Raw genomic sequence first — 15,463 nt, forward strand, 5'->3', positions numbered from 1 at the left:
ATTAATTGTAAATACCATTGGTGCCCGTGTGTAAATACTTTGCGGCGGCGGGGCCCCATGCGTAGCGAACCAATACAAATAGTGCTCGATGGGTTGCGTCGTCGCCCCGTGCTTGAAGTCACGTTGGCCTGTCTGGCCGTGCTGCTGCTGGCGCAGGCATTGATCGGCGCGCTCAGCCTGTCCGCGCTGAACCGGCTGGTGGTGGATACCACCGCCGACCGCGTCGAGGTGGTGGCGCGCCGCGTCGCCGGCAATATCGAAAACGGCCTGCGCCTTGGCAAGCCGCTTGAACAGTACTTCGGTCTGCGCGACACGTTGCGCGATGGGGCCGCGGGCTCGCGCGGCGTGCAGGGCGCCGCGGTGCTGCTGGCCGATGGCCAGGCGCTGGCCACGCAGGGCGAGCTGCCCGAAGGCGCGGCGCGGTTGGCGCGCACGCTGGATGCGGGCGGCCCGCTCGCGGCGGGCCTGGCGCGCCGTGGCTCCGGCGCCCTGGTCGGCGTTGCCGACGACGGGGTGACGGTGGCCGTGCCGCTGATCGCCGCGGGCGGCAAGGTGGTGGGCGCCGTGGTGCTGTCCGCTGCCAAGGACGGCGAGGCCAGTCGCCGGCTCATCATCGCCAACCTGCAGGTGCTGTTGCTGGTTACGGTGCTGGTCGGATTGGGATTGGCGGCGGTCTTCAAATACGTTGTGCCGCTGACCTCGCTGGCCGCCGGCGGCCGGGCCCGTTTCGTGGTGCCGTTGCTGGCGCTGGTGCTGGCACAGGGCGTGTACGCGGCCTACACCATTTCCACTTTCCGCAGCGGCTGGCTCGACGTGACGCGCAATAACGTCGGCCTGTTGGCCGAGGGCCTGCAGCGCGACCTGAACCGGGTGCTCGGCTATGGGCTGGAAGTGGACCGGCTGCGTGGCGTCGAGGCGCCGTTCAGCCGCCTGGCCGGCACTTTCCCGGCGGTGGCGCAGATCGAACTGGCCGACCGCAACGGCCGCGTCCTCTACGGCGCCGATGCGCGCGGGGCGCTGGACGTGTCGCAGTTGCCCGTGAGCCGGCCGCAGGCCGACGACCTGACGCTGGTGCTGCCCCTCGGCGCGGCACTGGCCGATCCCAAGGCGCATGGCGACCTGGTGCTGCGCCTGTCCGGCGATGTCATCGCCGCGGGCGTGCGCGGTCGCGCGCTGGATGCCGTGACGGTGGTGGCGGTGGCGCTGGTGGCCGCGATCGAGATGCTGTTGCTGCTGGCGCTGCTGATGAACCGCGCCTTCGCCGCGCGCGCCACCCTGGCCGACGGCAGCCGCGTCGGTCCCGACGATGAATCCGAAGTGGGACGCATCGCGCGGCCGGTGATGTTCGGCTTCCTGTTCGCGTGGGCGTTGCCGCTGGGCTTCCTGCCGTTGTATGCGCGCAGCCTGCCGGCCGGCGGCCTGGACCTGCCGGCCAATCTGTTGCTGGCCCTGCCGATCTCCGTGGAAATGGGCTGTGGCCTGCTGACCTCGCTGCTGGCCGGCCGGCTGACCGACCGCAGGGGCTGGCAGGTGCCGGTGCTGGCGGGCCTGGGCGTGTCCGCCGCGGGCATGCTGGCCTGCGCCGCCGCCGCCAATCTGCTGATGTTCAGCGCCGCGCGCGGCCTGGTGGGCCTGGGCTACGGCCTGACGTGGATGGGGCTGCAGGGTTTCATCGTGACACGCAGCCCGCCGCAGTATCGTGGCCGCAACATGACCGGCGTGATCGCCGGTCTGTTCGCCGGGCACCTGTCTGGCGCCGCGGTGGGCGCGATGCTGATGGAGCAGGTGGGCTTTCGCGCCGTCTTCGCGGTGGGCGCGGTGATGCTGGCGATGCCGCTGACGGGCGTGCTGGTGCTGATGCGCCCCTACATGGATCGCGGGCGCAAGCTGGCCGCGCAGGCGGCGGGACGCGTCCACGCGCATTTCACCGATACCTTGCGCCTGCTTTGCACGCGCGACTTCGGCCTGTTGCTGCTGGGCAGCGTGATTCCGTTCTCTATCGCCCAGGTCGGCCTGCTGTCCTTCGCCTTGCCGCTCTATCTCGAAGCCGAAGGCGTGGCCGCGTCCAGCATCGGCCGGGTGCTGATGATCTATGGCCTGTGCGTCATCTACGTCGGGCCGCTGATGGGGCGGGTGGTGGATCGCAGCAGCATCAAGAAAAGCTGGATCGTGCTGGGCGGCCTGGTGGGCAGCGCCGGCATGCTGGGCCTGTACTTCAACAGCGGCCTGCTGGCCGCCGCCGCCGCGGTGCTGCTGCTGGCGCTGGCGAGCTGCTTCGCCGGCGCGTCGCAATCGCCCTACATGCTGGCCCTGCCGGATGTGCAGCGCTACGGCGCCGCGGGCGCCACCAGCGTCATGCGGGCTGCCGACAAGCTGGGCCAGATGGCCGGTCCGCTGGTGGTCGGCGCGATGTTCGGCGCCGCCGGCATGGGCGCGGGCCTGGCCGCGACCGGCGTGATCTACCTGGGTGCGACGCTGGTGTTCCTGTTGTTCGCGCCGGCCAGGCCGCGCGAAGAAAGGGCCTGACGCCAGCGACGGTACCGCCGTGGGGCGCCGCGCCGCGGTTTGCGTCGGGAAGGCGCCGCGTGTCCTGGGTGCCGTCATTCAGCGCGCGGCGCCGGCCAGCGCCACCGGCACGCGCGCGCTCAAGCCAGTCAGCAATTGCGCGGCGATGGTGCCCGCGGCCATCGCCACTTCTTCGACCGGCGGGCCGTCCGCGCCCCACAGCGTCACGGGGGAACCGATGGCGGCTTGCGGGATGGGATCCAGGTCCACCGCCATCATGTCCATGGACACGCGTCCAAGCAGGCGGGTGCGCACGCCGGCCACCATCACCGGCGTGCCGGTGGGCGCATGGCGCGGATAGCCGTCGGCATAGCCGCAGGTAACGATGCCGACGTCCATGGTCGCCGGCGCCACGAAGGCGCCGCTGTAGCCGACGCCGGCGCCGGCCCGCACGCGCTGAATGCCGACCACTTGCGAGTGCAGCGACATTGCGGGCCGCAATGCCAACTGTGCCGCGCTGCGGTCGGCGAAGGGGCTGGCGCCATACAGTGCCAGGCCGGGGCGCACCCATTGCGTGCCGGCGGCCAGGCCGGCATGTCCCAGCACGGCGGCGGAATTGCTGGTGGACACCGGGCCCGGCAATCCGCGGACCACCTCGCGGAAGTGCGCGTCGGCCTGGCCGACGCCGTCGGCTTCATCGGCGCGGGCGTAGTGGTTCAAGTGGCCGATTTCGCCGACCAGGCCGCGCGCGGCCAGCTGCCGGGCCTGTTCGAAGGCGGCGCGATAGTCGTCCGCGCAGAAGCCGGTGTGATGGATGTCTCCGGCGAAACGCAGCCAGATCGCCGGCCGCTCGCGCGCCGGCGATTGCGCCAGCCATTGCAGTTGCGCGGCGTGGGTGATGACCAGGTGCAGGTCCGGCGTGTCCAGCAACAAGGTGTCGGCGGGAGAGTACAGGCCGCCATAGACCAGCACCGCTCCGTTCCATCCGAGTTGTCGGCAGGCTCGGGCTTCGTCCAGGTGCAGCACGGCCAGGCCGTCGGCGTCGCGCAGGGCCGGCAGCACGCGCGCCAGGCCGTGGCCGTAGGCGTCGGCTTTCACCGTGGCCCACAGCCGTGGCGCGTCGCTGTCCGGCAACGCGGCGCGCAAGCGCGCGAGGTTGTGGGCCACGGCGCTCGCGTCGACGCGGGCATGCAGGGGGCGGGCAAGCAATCCTTCTGGACGATAGGGAGCGTTCACGGGCGGCATCTGAGCGGGGGCCACGCGCAACCGGCGCGCAGTCTATGCATGAGTGACAGATCACCGGGTTTCGTTCGGTACTTTCTGTCTGTGCATTGCAAGTTGTCGATAGCGCGTCTTGATGGGACGCGCCGGTGAGTCACGCGGCGCGCATCACGAGGGTCAGGCGATTGCGGTCGCCGTCGCGCGTGTAGCGCAGGTCGTGCAGATAGTGCTGCATCAGCCGCACGCCATGGCCGCCGATCTCGGCGTCGTCGAGCGTGGCGGCCAATGGGGGAGGCGCTGTCTTGGTGGGATCGTACGGTCGGCCATTGTCGATTATCTCCAGCGATATCCATTCGTCATCCTGGCGGCAGGCCAGGTTGACACGGGCAGGATCGGGCGCGAGCAGGGGATCGTCGAAGGCATACGAAACGATGTTCGTCAGCGCTTCGTCCAGGCTCAAGGACAGACCGAAGCTCAGCTTGGGTGACCAGCCGTCGCGCTCGGCGATGGCCTCCAGCCATTCGATGGCGGAAGCGACGGCGTGGGCGTCGGGGACGAGGTCAAGCGTATCGGGCTGAGAGGGCATGGTCGCCTTGCGTTCAGTGGTACACGTGCAGGTGGAAGTATGCCCGAACGCGCGCCGACGGCGTACCGGCAGGCTATGCCGCGCGCGTTTTGAAGTTTGCGTTTGGCTGCGCGGGCGCCTCGCGTATCATCTCGGCATCGCGCCGCCGCCCGCAAGCGCCGGGATCCGGGGCGCCGGTCAATTTCCGGGAACCTCTATGAATCTCGCAATCGAGAAAGTCGGGGAAGTGCTGGTTGTCTCGCCCGAAGGGCAGATCAACAGCGGCAACGCCGCGGGCATCGAAGCGGACCTGTTGTCGCACGTGGAAAAGGGCGAGCACCGCTTCGTGCTCGACATGTCGAACCTGAACTACATCTCCAGCGCCGGGCTGCGCGTGGTGCTGGTGCTGGCCAAGCGCCTGAAGCAGAGCGCCGGCGCGCTCGCACTGTGCGCGATGCAGCCGCACGTGCGCGAGGTGTTCGACATCAGCGGATTCCTGGCCATCCTGACGGTGGTCGACACGCGCCAGGAAGCGGTGGCCAAGGTCGGCTGACGACCCGCGCGGCGCCTCAGGGCTTGCGGTTTTCGTACGAGGTATCGAGCAGATCATCCTCCGGCGTGATGATGCCGGGATCTCCGGGGGGCTCGATGGCGCGGCCCTGCCGTGGCATGCCGGCGACCGTGGGACTCTGGTCGGGCATCGGCAGCACGCCGGTGCCCTTGCGCGGGTCGAGGGTGGCAGCCTTGTCCTTGGCCGGTTCCGGTTTGGTCGCGGCGGCGGAAGAATCGATGGCGGTTTTCAGCATGATGACGTCTCCGGTTGTGGGCGTCCCAGGATGGCGACGCGCCGGGGATTTCCCTTCATCTTAGGGCCGCCATCGGCCCGCGGCGCCATTTGCGTTGTCACGTTTGCAAGGGGCTGTTGCAGCGTCCTGGCCCTTATAATGCCGAGCGCGGTGCGACGTTGCCAGACCACGAATGTCCTGGCCTCGCGACCTCCTTCCACAGCGCCCGGTTTCCTTCATTTCCAGCCATCCACCTTGACCGAATCCGTCGAACGCTCCGTCCATGCCGAACTCGTCGCCGTCCTGGTCGCCGTCACCAACGGCGAGCCGCGCGTCCTGACCACCGATGACGCGCGCGCCTTGCCTGCGGGGCCTTTCGAACTCTCGCACCGTTCGCTGCAAGCGGGCTTGCGGGCGTGGGTGGAGGCGCAGACGCATCATCCCCTGGGCTACGTCGAGCAGCTCTATACCTTCGCCGACGGCGATCGTTCCGACGAGTCGGGCGCGCGGGTCATGTCCGTCAGTTATCTCGGCCTGACTCGCGAGGCGGGCGAGACCGGCGTGGCGCAGGTCGGTTGGCAGGACTGGTACCGTTATTTCCCGTGGGAAGACCGGCGCGCGGGCACGCCCTCGGTGCTGGACGAACTGATCGTGCCACGCCTGCGGGCGTGGTGTGAAGGCGCTTCCGACACCGCCATGCGCAACCGCCGTGGCCAGCGCGTTGCCATCACCTTCGGGCTCGATGGCGCTGCCTGGAACGAAGACATGGTGCTGCAGCGCTACGAGCTGCTGTTCGAGGCTGGCCTGGTGCCCGAGGCGGGGAGACGCCACGCGGCGGGGCAGGCCGCCGCGCTGCCGGGCGAGCCGATGCGCCATGACCACCGCCGCATCCTGGCCACCGGGATCGCGCGGCTGCGCGCCAAGATCAAGTACCGGCCGGTGGTGTTCGAACTCATGCCGGCGCAGTTCACGCTGCTGCAGTTGCAGCAGGCCGTCGAGGCCCTGGCCGGGCGCGGCCTGCACAAGCAGAACTTCCGGCGCCTGATCGAGCAGCAGGCGCTGGTGGAAGAGACCGGCGAAATGGCAACCGGCACGGCCGGTCGTCCGGCCAAACTGTTCCGCTTCCGCCGCGACGTGCTGCTCGAGCGCGCCATCGCCGGCAGCAAGTTGCCCGTGTCGCGCGGGCTCTGACGCTTGACAAGCTCATATACTCATCTTTAGCATAAGTGCATGCGCAATTGGAGCGCGCCTTTTTTTAATCAACAAATACTCAAAATGAGCATTAATGCTGAAGCCCCGTTCGCCCGATTGACCATTCCCTCCCTGCCGGATGTCATGCTGGAGCCGCTGGTGCGCGCGGCCCTGCTCGAAGACCTGGGACGGGCCGGAGACCTGACCACCGACGCCATCGTGCCGGCCGATGCCGTGGCGCAGACGCGCCTGGTGGCGCGCCAGGATGGCGTGCTGGCCGGTCTTGACCTGGCGCGCCTGGCGTTTCGCGCATTGGACCCCGCCATGGAGTTTCGCGTGGCGCAACGCGATGGCGCCGAGCTGGCGCCCGGCACCGAAATCGCGACCATCCGCGGCAACGCCCGCGCCATGCTCAGCGCCGAGCGGGTGGCGCTGAACTTCCTGTGCCACCTGAGCGGCGTGGCTACCGCAACGGCTTCGATCGCTCGCGCCATCGCCGGCCACGGCGCCCGCGTCACTTGCACCCGCAAGACCATGCCGGGCCTGCGCGCGGTGCAGAAGTACGCGGTGCGGGTGGGCGGCGGCAGCAACCACCGCTACGGCCTGGACGACGCCGTGCTGATCAAGGACAACCACATCGCGTTGGCCGGCAGCGTCGAGACCGCGGTGCAACGGGCCCGCGCCAGCGTCGGCCACATGGTCAAGATCGAGCTGGAAGTGGACACGCTGGCGCAACTGGAAACCGCGCTGGCGCTGGGCGTGGACGTGGTGCTGCTGGACAACATGAGCCTGGACGAATTGCGCCAGGCGGTTGCCATGGCGCGCGGCCGCGCCATTACCGAAGCCTCCGGCCGCATCACGCCCGACACCGCCGCCGCGGTGGCCGCCACCGGTGTCGACCAGATCGCCGTCGGTTGGGTGACGCACAGCGCCAAGGTGCTCGATATCGGACTGGACGCCTGAGTCCGGCCTTTTGCCAGGGATACGCATCATGAAACGCGCCCTTCGATTTTGCTTGCTGCCGCTGGCCCTGGCGCTGGGTGCCTGCGGCAATCCGCCATCCGGCGATCCCGTGGCGGACGCGACCTATCCGACCCGCCCCATCACCATCGTGGTGACCTTCCCGCCTGGCGGGGGCACCGACCTGTTGGCGCGGCGGCTGGGCGCCGACCTGCAGGAACAGTTCGGCCAGCCGGTGGTGGTCGAGAACAGGCCGGGTGCCAGCGGCAACATCGGCGCCCGCGTGGTCGCCGAATCGCCGCCCGACGGCTACACCTTGTTGATGGTCAACAGTTCGTTCGCGATCAACCCCGGTGTGTACCGCAGCCTGGGATTTTCGCCCAGGCGCGACTTCACGGCGGTGATGAATGTGGCGTTCGTGCCATCCGTGTTCGTGGTGCCGGCGGCCTCGCCGCTGCGCACCCTGGATGACGCGCTCAACGCGGCCCGACCCGAGCGTCCGCTGCCGTTTGCCTCCTGCGGCAACGGCACGCCGCAGCACCTGGCGGGTGAAATGCTGGCGCGGGCCACGGGCGCGCCCTTGCAGCAGGTGCCCTACAAGGGCTGCGGTCCGGCCCTGACCGATGTGATGTCCGGCCAGGTCGGCATGGGCGTGGTCACGGCGTCCAGCGCCGCGCCCTTGATCGCGGCGGGCCGCCTGCGCGCGCTGGCGGTGACGTCGCCGCAGCGTTCTCCCTTGCTGCCGGCCGTGCCGGCCGTGGCCGAGCAAGGCATCAGCGGCTACGCGCTGGACCAATGGCACGGCCTGCTGGCCCCGGCCGCCACGCCGCCGGCGGTCGTGGCGAGGCTGAACGCCACGCTGGCGCGCATCATGCTGCGGCCCGACGTGCAGGCGGCATTGCGCGAGCAGGGCTTCACGCCGACGACGAGCTCGCCAGGCGCGTTCCAGGACATGATCAACGCCGATATCGACCGCTACACGGCGCTGACTGCCGCAATCGGCCTGCATGCCGATTGACAGGACATGAAAACGGCGGGGCCGGCGGTTGTGCCGCTGGCCCCGCCGCTGCGGGCTGGCGCGACGCGCCCGCCGTCAGGCCGCCGCGCGCGCGTGCTGTTCCAGCTGTTCCTTCAGCCCCGGTTGCAGCTTGAGCTGGCGCGCCAGTTCGTCCAGGTAGGCGCGCTCCATGTAGCTTTCCTCGTCGACCACCAGCAGGCTGGCCAGGTACATTTCGGCGGCCATTTCCGGTGTCTTGGCCGACTGCGCGATCACGGCGGGATCGAGCGGGCGCGACAACTCGGTTTCGAGCCAGCGACGGTCCTGCGCATCGCTGGACAGCTTGGCCAACTCGGTTTCCAGCAGGGCGCGTTCTTCAGGCCCGATGTGACCGTCGGCCTTGGCCGCCCCGATCATCGCGGTCAGCACCGCCGTGCTGTGCTGTTCGGCCTCGGGCGCGGGCAGGCGGTCCAGCGTCTGCGGCGGGGCGGCGGGCGCCCCGGCCTGCTTGCGCTGCCAGTCGCCATAGGCGCGGTAGGCCAGGGCGCCAAGCGCGGCCATGCCGCCGTACATGGCGACCTTGCCGCCGATCTTGCGGGCCTTCTTGCTGCCCAGCAGCAGGCCCAGCGCGCCGGCGCCCAGGGCGCCGCCGCCCAACCCGGTCAGGAAGGACGATCCTTTGCCGCCCGTGGCTCCCTGCACCTTGGAACCGGCGTCGGCCAGCAGGCCCTGGCCGGATTGCAGTAATTGGTCTAGAAGTTGTCTGGCGCTCATGCGGTCTTCCTGTTGAATGCAAACGATCTTGCGGACAGCAATATCCGACCAGCGCCGAGGCCGGAAGTTCAGCTTACAGTCAGAAATGGATGTTGCGGAAGCCCGATAGCCGGCCGCGGATGCTACAAACGGGGCAGGAGCGGCACGTCGTGCCGCCCGCAACGCGAGGAACCCCGCCCATGACCATCCACGTGCGCCAGAACGCGCCCAAGACCCTGCAGTTCACCGCCACGGCCGAAGGCCACGACCTGCCGCTGGACATGCCGCAGCCGCAAGGCGCGGGCCCCGATCCCCACGATTACTTCGATACGGCGCTGGGCGGCTGCAAGGCCATGACGCTGATGGTCTACGCGCAGCGCAAGGGGCTGCCGCTGGAGTCGGTGGGCGTTGACGTGGTGCGCGATGCCAGCGAGGAACGCAAGGGCGTCTATCGCCTGACCGCCAAGCTCACCTTGCATGGCGAACTGTCGGACGCGCAGATCGACGAATTGCTGGCGGTGGCCGAGAAATGCCCGATCCACAAACTGATGACCGCGGTGGACGTGCAGGTGTCCACGCTGGTGGTGCGGCCGGCCTGAGGCGCCGGCAGCCCGGGCGGAAGACCCGCCCGGGGCGCAACGGCCGGGCGGCGCGCCCGGCCCGCCAACGGAATTACTCTTCCATGCCCGGGACGATGGTCGAGAAACCGGCGTCCACGTGGGTGATTTCGCCGGTGACGCCGGCGGCCAGGTCCGACAGCATGAACGCGGCGACGTTGCCGACGTCATCGATGGTGACGTTGCGGCGCAGCGGCGCCTGGGCCTCGACGAACTTCAGGATGGCCGAGAAGTCCTTGATGCCGCTGGCAGCCAGCGTCTTGATCGGGCCGGCCGAAATGCCGTTGGCGCGGATGCCGCGCGGACCCAGCGCCGTGGCCAGGTAGCGCACGCTGGCTTCGAGCGAGGCCTTGGCCAGGCCCATGGTGTTGTAGTTGGGCACCACGCGTTCGGCGCCCAGGTAGGTCAGCGTCAGCACCGAGCCGTTGCGGCCTTCCATCAGCGGCAGCGCGGCCTTGGCCATCGCGGCGAAGCTGTAGGCGGAAATGTCATGGGCGATGCGGAAGCCTTCGCGCGACAGGCCGTCCAGGAAATTGCCGGCGATGGCTTCGCGCGGCGCGAAACCGATCGAGTGCACCAGGCCGTCCAGGCCGTCCCAGCGCTTGGCCAGCTCGGTGAAGGTGGCTTCGATCTGGCTGTCTTCGGCGACGTCGCAGGGCAGCACGATGTCGCTGCCGAACTCGGCGGCGAATTCGGCCACGCGGTCCTTGAAGCGGTCGCCGACGTAGGTGAAGGCCAGTTCGGCGCCCTGCTGATGGCAGGCGCGCGCGATGCCGTAGGCGATGGAGCGGTTGGAAAGCACCCCGGTGACCAGGATGCGTTTGCCGGCGAGAAAGCCCATGTGTGTGATTCCTTTGATTTTTTCCTGCTGGAGACCGCCTATTTTAAGGAGTTTGGCGGTTTCGCGGACAAAACAGAGCGGCGCCCTTGCGGGCGCCGCTGCATGAAGCGTATCGATCGCGGGGTCTAGCCGCGGGCGTTGGTGCCCGGCACGCGCAGCTGGGTGCCGATCTTGAGCGCGCTGCCCTTGAGGTTGTTCAGGGCGCGCAGCGCGTCCACCGAGGTGCCGTATTGCTTGGCCAGCGAGAACAGCGTGTCGCCCTGGCGCACCTTGTGGGTGCGCACGTTGGGACGGGCATTGGCCCCGCGGGCGGCGGGCGCGGCGGCCTTGCCGCGCGGCGCCGGCGTCTTGCCGCTGCTGACGGGAGCCGAATCCAGCGCGCCCACCGGCGCGGCCAGCGAGGCCAGTTGCACGCCGCCGGTGCCCGGGTCGCCCGGCACCAGCAGCGACTGGCCCGAGGCTACCTTCTGGCGCGAGCCTATGTCGTTGGTTTCGCGCAGCTTGGCTTCGGTCACGCCAAAACGCTTGGCGATCGAGGCGTAGGATTCGCCGCGGCGCGAGTGGTAGACCTTCCAGGCGCTCAGGTCGCCCTTGTAGTTGGTCAGGTTGGCGTTGAAGATCTCGACGCGGTCGGCCGGCAGCAGCAGGGTGGGGGCGTGGTCGCCGCGGATCACCGGGCGGTTGAACGACGGGTTCAGCGCCTTGAATTCGTCCAGCGGCATCTCGGCCAGCTTGGCGGCGATTTCCAGGTCGATGTCGCTGTTCTTCTGCACCGTCACGAAGTAGGGCGTGTTGCCGACCGGCGGCAACGCCACCGCATAGCGCTGCGGGTCGGCGATGATGTTCTTGATGGCCTGCAGCTTGGGCACGTAGTTGCGGGTCTCGTCCGGCATGTTCAGGGACAGGTAGTCCGTGGGCTGGCCGGCGGCCTCGTTCTTGGCCATGGCGCGCTGCACCGAGCCTTCGCCCCAGTTGTACGAGGCCAGCGCCAGGTACCAGTCGCCCTGCATCTCGAACAGTTTTTCCAGGTAGTCCAGCGCCGCGTTGGTCGAGGCGATGGGGTCGCGGCGCTCATCGCGCCACCAGTCCTGCTTCAGGTTGAAGTGCTGGCCGGTGGCCGGCACGAACTGCCACAGGCCCGAGGCCTGGGCGCGCGACAGCGCGGTGGGGTTGTAGGCGCTTTCGACGAACGGCAGCAGGGCCAGCTCGGTCGGCAGGCCGCGCCGGTTGATCTCGTCGACGATGAAATACAGGTACTTGCCGGCGCGCTCGGCCATGCGCTGCACCGCCTCGGGGTGGGACGCGTAGTAGTCGGTCCACTGCTGCGAGAGGTCGGTGTTCAGGTTGGGGATGGCGAAGCCGCGGCGGATGCGGTCCCAGGCGTCGACCGGCGGATTGGTCAGGTCCACCGTGCGGGACGTGTCGCGGGCGATGTAGCGCCCTTGGGAATTGGTGGTGAGGTTCTTGCTGTCGTGGGATTTGGTTCCTGCGCAACCGGCGAGGACTGCCAGCAGAAGTGGCAGAAGGAGTCGGGAGAAATTCATCGGGCGGTCACTTGAAATCGTTCTTCCATTCACGAAGGGAGGCAAAAACCTCTACCGGCGTCGGGTGGTCGTGGCCGGCCCAGTTGTCTGCGGCGCGGACGACGTCAGCTTGCTGCGTACGCAAAAACGGATTGGTCGCGCGTTCCTGGCCGATGGTCGACGGAAGCGTGGGGAGACCTTCTGCGCGTAATTGCCGGGCCCGCTGATACCACTGTTGCAGGGTGCGGTTGGCGGGTTCGACCGCCATGGCCCAGCGCAAGTTCGCTAGAGTGTACTCGTGTGCGCAAAAAACCTGTGTATCTGGCGGTAAAACAGAAAATTTTTCCAAAGAATCAGACATTTGCGCGGGAGTGCCCTCGAAAAGCCGGCCACAGCCCCCGGCAAACAGGGTGTCGCCACAGAACAGCACAGGCTGTTTTCCCGCAGCCCGCCCGGTGTAGGCGATGTGGCCGGCGGTATGTCCCGGCACGTCCAGCACGGCCAGGTCCAGGTCCAGTTCGGGCAGCACCACGCGGTCGCCTTCGACCAGCGGCACGTCGCAGCGCGGCAATTTTTCGCGCGCCGGGCCGTACACCGTGATGTCGCCGATGCGGGACAATTCGAGAACACCGCCCACATGGTCGCCATGATGGTGCGTGAGTAGAATGGCGCGCAGTCGCAGGCCTTCGCGGGCCAGCCATTGCAGCACCGGGCCGGCTTCGCCCGGGTCGACCACGGCGGCCTGGCCGTCGCGGACGATGGCCCAGATATAGTTGTCGGTGAAGGCGGGCAGGGGCAAGACCGCGGCATTGCGTTCGCGGCCGCCTGCGGGGGCGGTCAAGGCTTGCATGGGATTCGAAGGAATAAGACGTGGCAGAAGAGACTCCGCCGATTGTAGAACTGGCCGAATGGTTCCAGACTCCGCCAGGGCAATACGCCCTGGCCTGGGAGCGCGCGCAGTTCGACGCGGCGGTGGCGGACGTCTTTGGATATTACGCCTGGCAGGTCGGCCTGGCCGACCTGAACCTGCTGCGCGCCAACCGCATGCCCTTCAAGGGGTACGTCGGCACCGAAACCCCGACCGCCGAAAGCGTCGCCGGCTGGCAGTCGCGGGTGGTGCTGGCGCAGCCCGAGGCGCTGCCGTTCGAATCGCAGAGCGTGGACCTGCTGATCCTGCCGCATGCCTTCGAATGCACCAGCGAGCCGCACAACGTGCTGCGCGAGGTCGAGCGCGTGCTGGTGCCGGAAGGGCGCGTGGTGATCTCCGGCTTCAACCCCTGGAGCATGTGGGGCGCGCGCACCCGCATGCCGGGCATGGAGCCCTGGCTGCCGCAACCGCCGTCGTCGCAGGTGTCGCTGCCGCGCCTGAAAGACTGGTTCAAGCTGCTGTCGCTCGAGGTCGAGCAAAGCCACTTTGGCTGCTACGCGCCGGCTTGCCGCAGCGAAAAATGGCTGCAGCGCTGGGGGTTCCTCGAATCGGCCGGCGCGCGTTGGTGGAGCGTGGGCGGCGCGGTCTACCTGGTGTCGGCGGTCAAGCGCGTGGCCGGCATGCGTATCATCGGCCCGGCCTGGAAGACCAAGCCCAAGCGGGCCCGGGCCGCGTCGGTGGTGGTCAACCGCCAGGCCGACGACGGCTTCGACCGCTCCTGAGCGGCCCGCCGCATTCACATCGAGAGTACAAGGACATACAAGCAGCACCATGCAGGACAACAACGCGAACGACCAGAAAGTGGAAATGTGGACCGACGGCGCCTGCAAGGGCAATCCCGGTCCGGGCGGCTGGGGCGTGCTGATGCGCGCCGGCGTGCACGAAAAGACCATGCACGGCGGCGAGGCCCAGACCACCAACAACCGCATGGAACTGCTGGCCGTGATCGAGGGGCTGCGCGCGCTCAAGCGTCCCTGCGCGGTCACCATCCACACCGACTCCCAGTACGTCATGAAAGGCATGACCGAATGGCTCGCCAACTGGAAGCGGCGCGGCTGGATGACGGCCGACAAGAAGCCGGTCAAGAATGCCGAGCTGTGGCAGTCCCTGGATGAGCAGGTGCGCCGTCACACCGTGTCGTGGCGCTGGGTGCGTGGCCATGCCGGCGATCCCGGCAACGAGCGCGCCGACCAATTGGCCAACCAGGGCGTCGAGTCGGTCCGACGCGGCTGAACGACCCGCCGGGGCGCCGCGGCGTCCGTCAACGGCTCCGTGTTTTCACCGATGCGGGCGCGCTGCGGCGGCCTGCCGCATCGGGAAATACCCTGGGTCGGCCGGTTTAGTGCTTTCAGTGCGCTTCAGGATTGTTCCAGGTTGTAAATCCGGTGCTAAAGTGCCAACCCTTGATCCTGTTCCTGCGGCGCCGTCCCAGCGGGGGATGCCTGGCACGCGCCGCGATACCGCCACATTCGCATGAAAAAAGCAGCATTGCTGGCCGCTATCGCGGCGGGAGTGGCCGCGGGGGCCGCTCTGGGCGTATTCGTGCCGCGCTGGCTCGCGCCGGTCGCCACGCAGGCGGCCAGCGCCGCCGCGCCCGCCCAACCCGTCTCCAAGGCGGCTCCAGTGCGGGTCGAAGTCTCCGCCGTCACGGAAATTCCGTTCGCCCGCGGCCTGTCGGCGGTGGGTAGCCTGCGCTCGGATGAGGCCGTGATGCTGCGGCCCGAAGTGGCCGGCCGGATCCAGTCGATCGAATTCAAGGAAGGCCAGCCGGTCAAGCGTGGCCAGGCGCTGATCCGCCTGGATGATTCCGTGCCGCGCGCCGAACTGGCGCAGGCCCGTGCCAACCTGGCGCTGGCGCAGAGCCACTATCGCCGCGCCGTGGCGCTGCAGGCCAAGGGCTTCGTCAGCCAGCAGGCGCGCGACGAGTCGGCCAGCACGCTCAAGGTGCAGGAGGCCGCGGTGGCGCTGGCGCAGGCGCGCCTGGACAAGATGACCATCAGCGCGCCGTTCGCCGGTTTCGCCGGCCTGCGCAGCGTGTCGGTGGGCGACTACGTCAACCAGGGCCAGGACCTGGCGCCGCTGGAAGCGATCGACCCGCTCAAGGTGGATTTCCGCGTGCCCGAGATGTATCTCAGCAAGGTCGGCGTGGGGCAGCAGCTGACGCTGCGCCTGGATGCCTTGCCAGGCCAGGAACGCCCCGGCCTGGTGTACGCGGTCAGCCCGCTGGTCGATGCGGGCGGGCGCTCCATCCTGCTGCGCGCCACCGTGGCCAACGCCGATTCGCTGCTGCGCCCGGGCATGTTCGCGCGCGTGCAGTTGCTGTTCAACCAGGACAAGGCGCTGGTCGCGCCCGAGGCGGCGCTGTCGCCGTCCGGCGAGACGCAGTACGTATACCGCGTCAAGGACGGCGTGGCCGAGCGCCGCGAAGTCACCATCGGCGAGCGCCGTGAAGGCAAGGTCGAGATCCTGACGGGCGTGGCGGCGGGCGACCAACTGGTGGTCTCCGGACTGCAGCGCGTCACCGACGGCGGCCCGGTGCAGGTCGTCAACAACGGCGCCTGACGCCACTATCCCAGC

General features: G+C 68.7%; 16 protein-coding genes. 9 read left to right on the forward strand and 7 right to left on the reverse strand.

Annotated elements, in window-relative coordinates; all coding sequences use genetic code 11:
- The first annotated feature begins 57 nt into the window (after positions 1–57).
- Entirely contained in the window at positions 58–2,526 is a 2,469-nt protein-coding gene (locus AT699_RS03500; protein WP_058207215.1) for an MFS transporter, read from the forward strand.
- A 78-nt stretch (positions 2,527–2,604) separates the two neighbouring features.
- Here the strand turns inward: AT699_RS03500 and alr are convergent, their stop codons facing one another.
- Positions 2,605–3,750, reverse strand: a complete 1,146-nt coding sequence (gene alr / locus AT699_RS03505; protein WP_054516522.1) for an alanine racemase — start codon at positions 3,748–3,750, stop codon at positions 2,605–2,607.
- Between the two features lie 130 nt (positions 3,751–3,880).
- Entirely contained in the window at positions 3,881–4,312 is a 432-nt protein-coding gene (locus tag AT699_RS03510) for an ATP-binding protein (RefSeq protein ID WP_024067720.1), read from the reverse strand.
- A 196-nt stretch (positions 4,313–4,508) separates the two neighbouring features.
- On the opposite strand from AT699_RS03510, the gene AT699_RS03515 reads away from it, so the two are divergent.
- The gene (locus AT699_RS03515) at positions 4,509–4,844 is read left to right on the forward strand and encodes an STAS domain-containing protein (protein WP_006388680.1); all 336 of its coding nucleotides are present in this window, start codon (positions 4,509–4,511) and stop codon (positions 4,842–4,844) included.
- Positions 4,845–4,860: 16 nt separating this feature from the next.
- On the opposite strand, the gene AT699_RS03520 is transcribed toward AT699_RS03515, so the two are convergent.
- Positions 4,861–5,097, reverse strand: a complete 237-nt coding sequence (locus AT699_RS03520; RefSeq protein ID WP_024067721.1) for a hypothetical protein — start codon at positions 5,095–5,097, stop codon at positions 4,861–4,863.
- A 234-nt stretch (positions 5,098–5,331) separates the two neighbouring features.
- Here AT699_RS03520 and AT699_RS03525 point away from each other — a divergent pair, with 234 nt between their 5' ends.
- The 3 genes from AT699_RS03525 to AT699_RS03535 all read left to right on the forward strand — a co-directional run bounded on the left by AT699_RS03525 (position 5,332) and on the right by AT699_RS03535 (position 8,245).
- A complete protein-coding gene (locus AT699_RS03525; RefSeq protein WP_006388682.1) occupies positions 5,332–6,267 on the forward strand; it encodes an NUDIX hydrolase in 936 nt (311 codons plus the stop codon).
- 84 nt (positions 6,268–6,351) lie between these two features.
- Positions 6,352–7,230, forward strand: coding sequence for a carboxylating nicotinate-nucleotide diphosphorylase (gene nadC, locus AT699_RS03530; RefSeq protein ID WP_006388683.1), 879 nt, complete (start codon positions 6,352–6,354; stop codon positions 7,228–7,230).
- A gap of 28 nt (positions 7,231–7,258) precedes the next feature.
- Positions 7,259–8,245 carry a tripartite tricarboxylate transporter substrate binding protein gene (locus AT699_RS03535; protein ID WP_024067722.1) on the forward strand — a complete coding sequence of 329 codons (987 nt, stop codon included), beginning with the start codon at positions 7,259–7,261 and terminating at the stop codon, positions 8,243–8,245.
- A gap of 75 nt (positions 8,246–8,320) precedes the next feature.
- Here AT699_RS03535 and AT699_RS03540 read toward each other — a convergent pair whose 3' ends face one another.
- Positions 8,321–8,998 (reverse strand): tellurite resistance TerB family protein, encoded by a 678-nt coding sequence (locus tag AT699_RS03540; protein WP_020925192.1) that lies wholly within the window; start codon positions 8,996–8,998, stop codon positions 8,321–8,323.
- A 179-nt stretch (positions 8,999–9,177) separates the two neighbouring features.
- Here AT699_RS03540 and AT699_RS03545 point away from each other — a divergent pair, with 179 nt between their 5' ends.
- Positions 9,178–9,576 carry an OsmC family protein gene (locus tag AT699_RS03545; protein ID WP_020925191.1) on the forward strand — a complete coding sequence of 133 codons (399 nt, stop codon included), beginning with the start codon at positions 9,178–9,180 and terminating at the stop codon, positions 9,574–9,576.
- A 73-nt stretch (positions 9,577–9,649) separates the two neighbouring features.
- On the opposite strand, the gene fabI is transcribed toward AT699_RS03545, so the two are convergent.
- From fabI to gloB, 3 genes are all read right to left on the reverse strand, one after another.
- On the reverse strand, positions 9,650–10,435 hold the full coding sequence (gene fabI / locus AT699_RS03550) for an enoyl-ACP reductase FabI (RefSeq protein ID WP_006388687.1): 786 nt from the start codon (positions 10,433–10,435) through the stop codon (positions 9,650–9,652).
- A gap of 125 nt (positions 10,436–10,560) precedes the next feature.
- The gene (locus tag AT699_RS03555) at positions 10,561–11,979 is read right to left on the reverse strand and encodes a transglycosylase SLT domain-containing protein (RefSeq protein ID WP_024067723.1); all 1,419 of its coding nucleotides are present in this window, start codon (positions 11,977–11,979) and stop codon (positions 10,561–10,563) included.
- A 7-nt stretch (positions 11,980–11,986) separates the two neighbouring features.
- Positions 11,987–12,808: a hydroxyacylglutathione hydrolase gene (gene gloB, locus AT699_RS03560; RefSeq protein ID WP_020925188.1), complete on the reverse strand. Its 822-nt coding sequence runs from the start codon at positions 12,806–12,808 to the stop codon at positions 11,987–11,989.
- 20 nt (positions 12,809–12,828) lie between these two features.
- On the opposite strand from gloB, the gene AT699_RS03565 reads away from it, so the two are divergent.
- From AT699_RS03565 to AT699_RS03575, 3 genes are all read left to right on the forward strand, one after another.
- Complete coding sequence (locus tag AT699_RS03565; RefSeq protein ID WP_006388690.1) at positions 12,829–13,608, forward strand: class I SAM-dependent methyltransferase; 780 nt, start codon at positions 12,829–12,831, stop codon at positions 13,606–13,608.
- 49 nt (positions 13,609–13,657) lie between these two features.
- Positions 13,658–14,119 carry a ribonuclease HI gene (gene rnhA, locus AT699_RS03570; protein ID WP_020925186.1) on the forward strand — a complete coding sequence of 154 codons (462 nt, stop codon included), beginning with the start codon at positions 13,658–13,660 and terminating at the stop codon, positions 14,117–14,119.
- 240 nt (positions 14,120–14,359) lie between these two features.
- On the forward strand, positions 14,360–15,448 hold the full coding sequence (locus tag AT699_RS03575; RefSeq protein ID WP_006388692.1) for an efflux RND transporter periplasmic adaptor subunit: 1,089 nt from the start codon (positions 14,360–14,362) through the stop codon (positions 15,446–15,448).
- The last annotated feature ends 15 nt before the right edge of the window (positions 15,449–15,463 follow it).

Origin of the sequence: Achromobacter xylosoxidans, assembly GCF_001457475.1 — a bacterium.
Taxonomy (GTDB): domain Bacteria; phylum Pseudomonadota; class Gammaproteobacteria; order Burkholderiales; family Burkholderiaceae_B; genus Achromobacter; species Achromobacter xylosoxidans.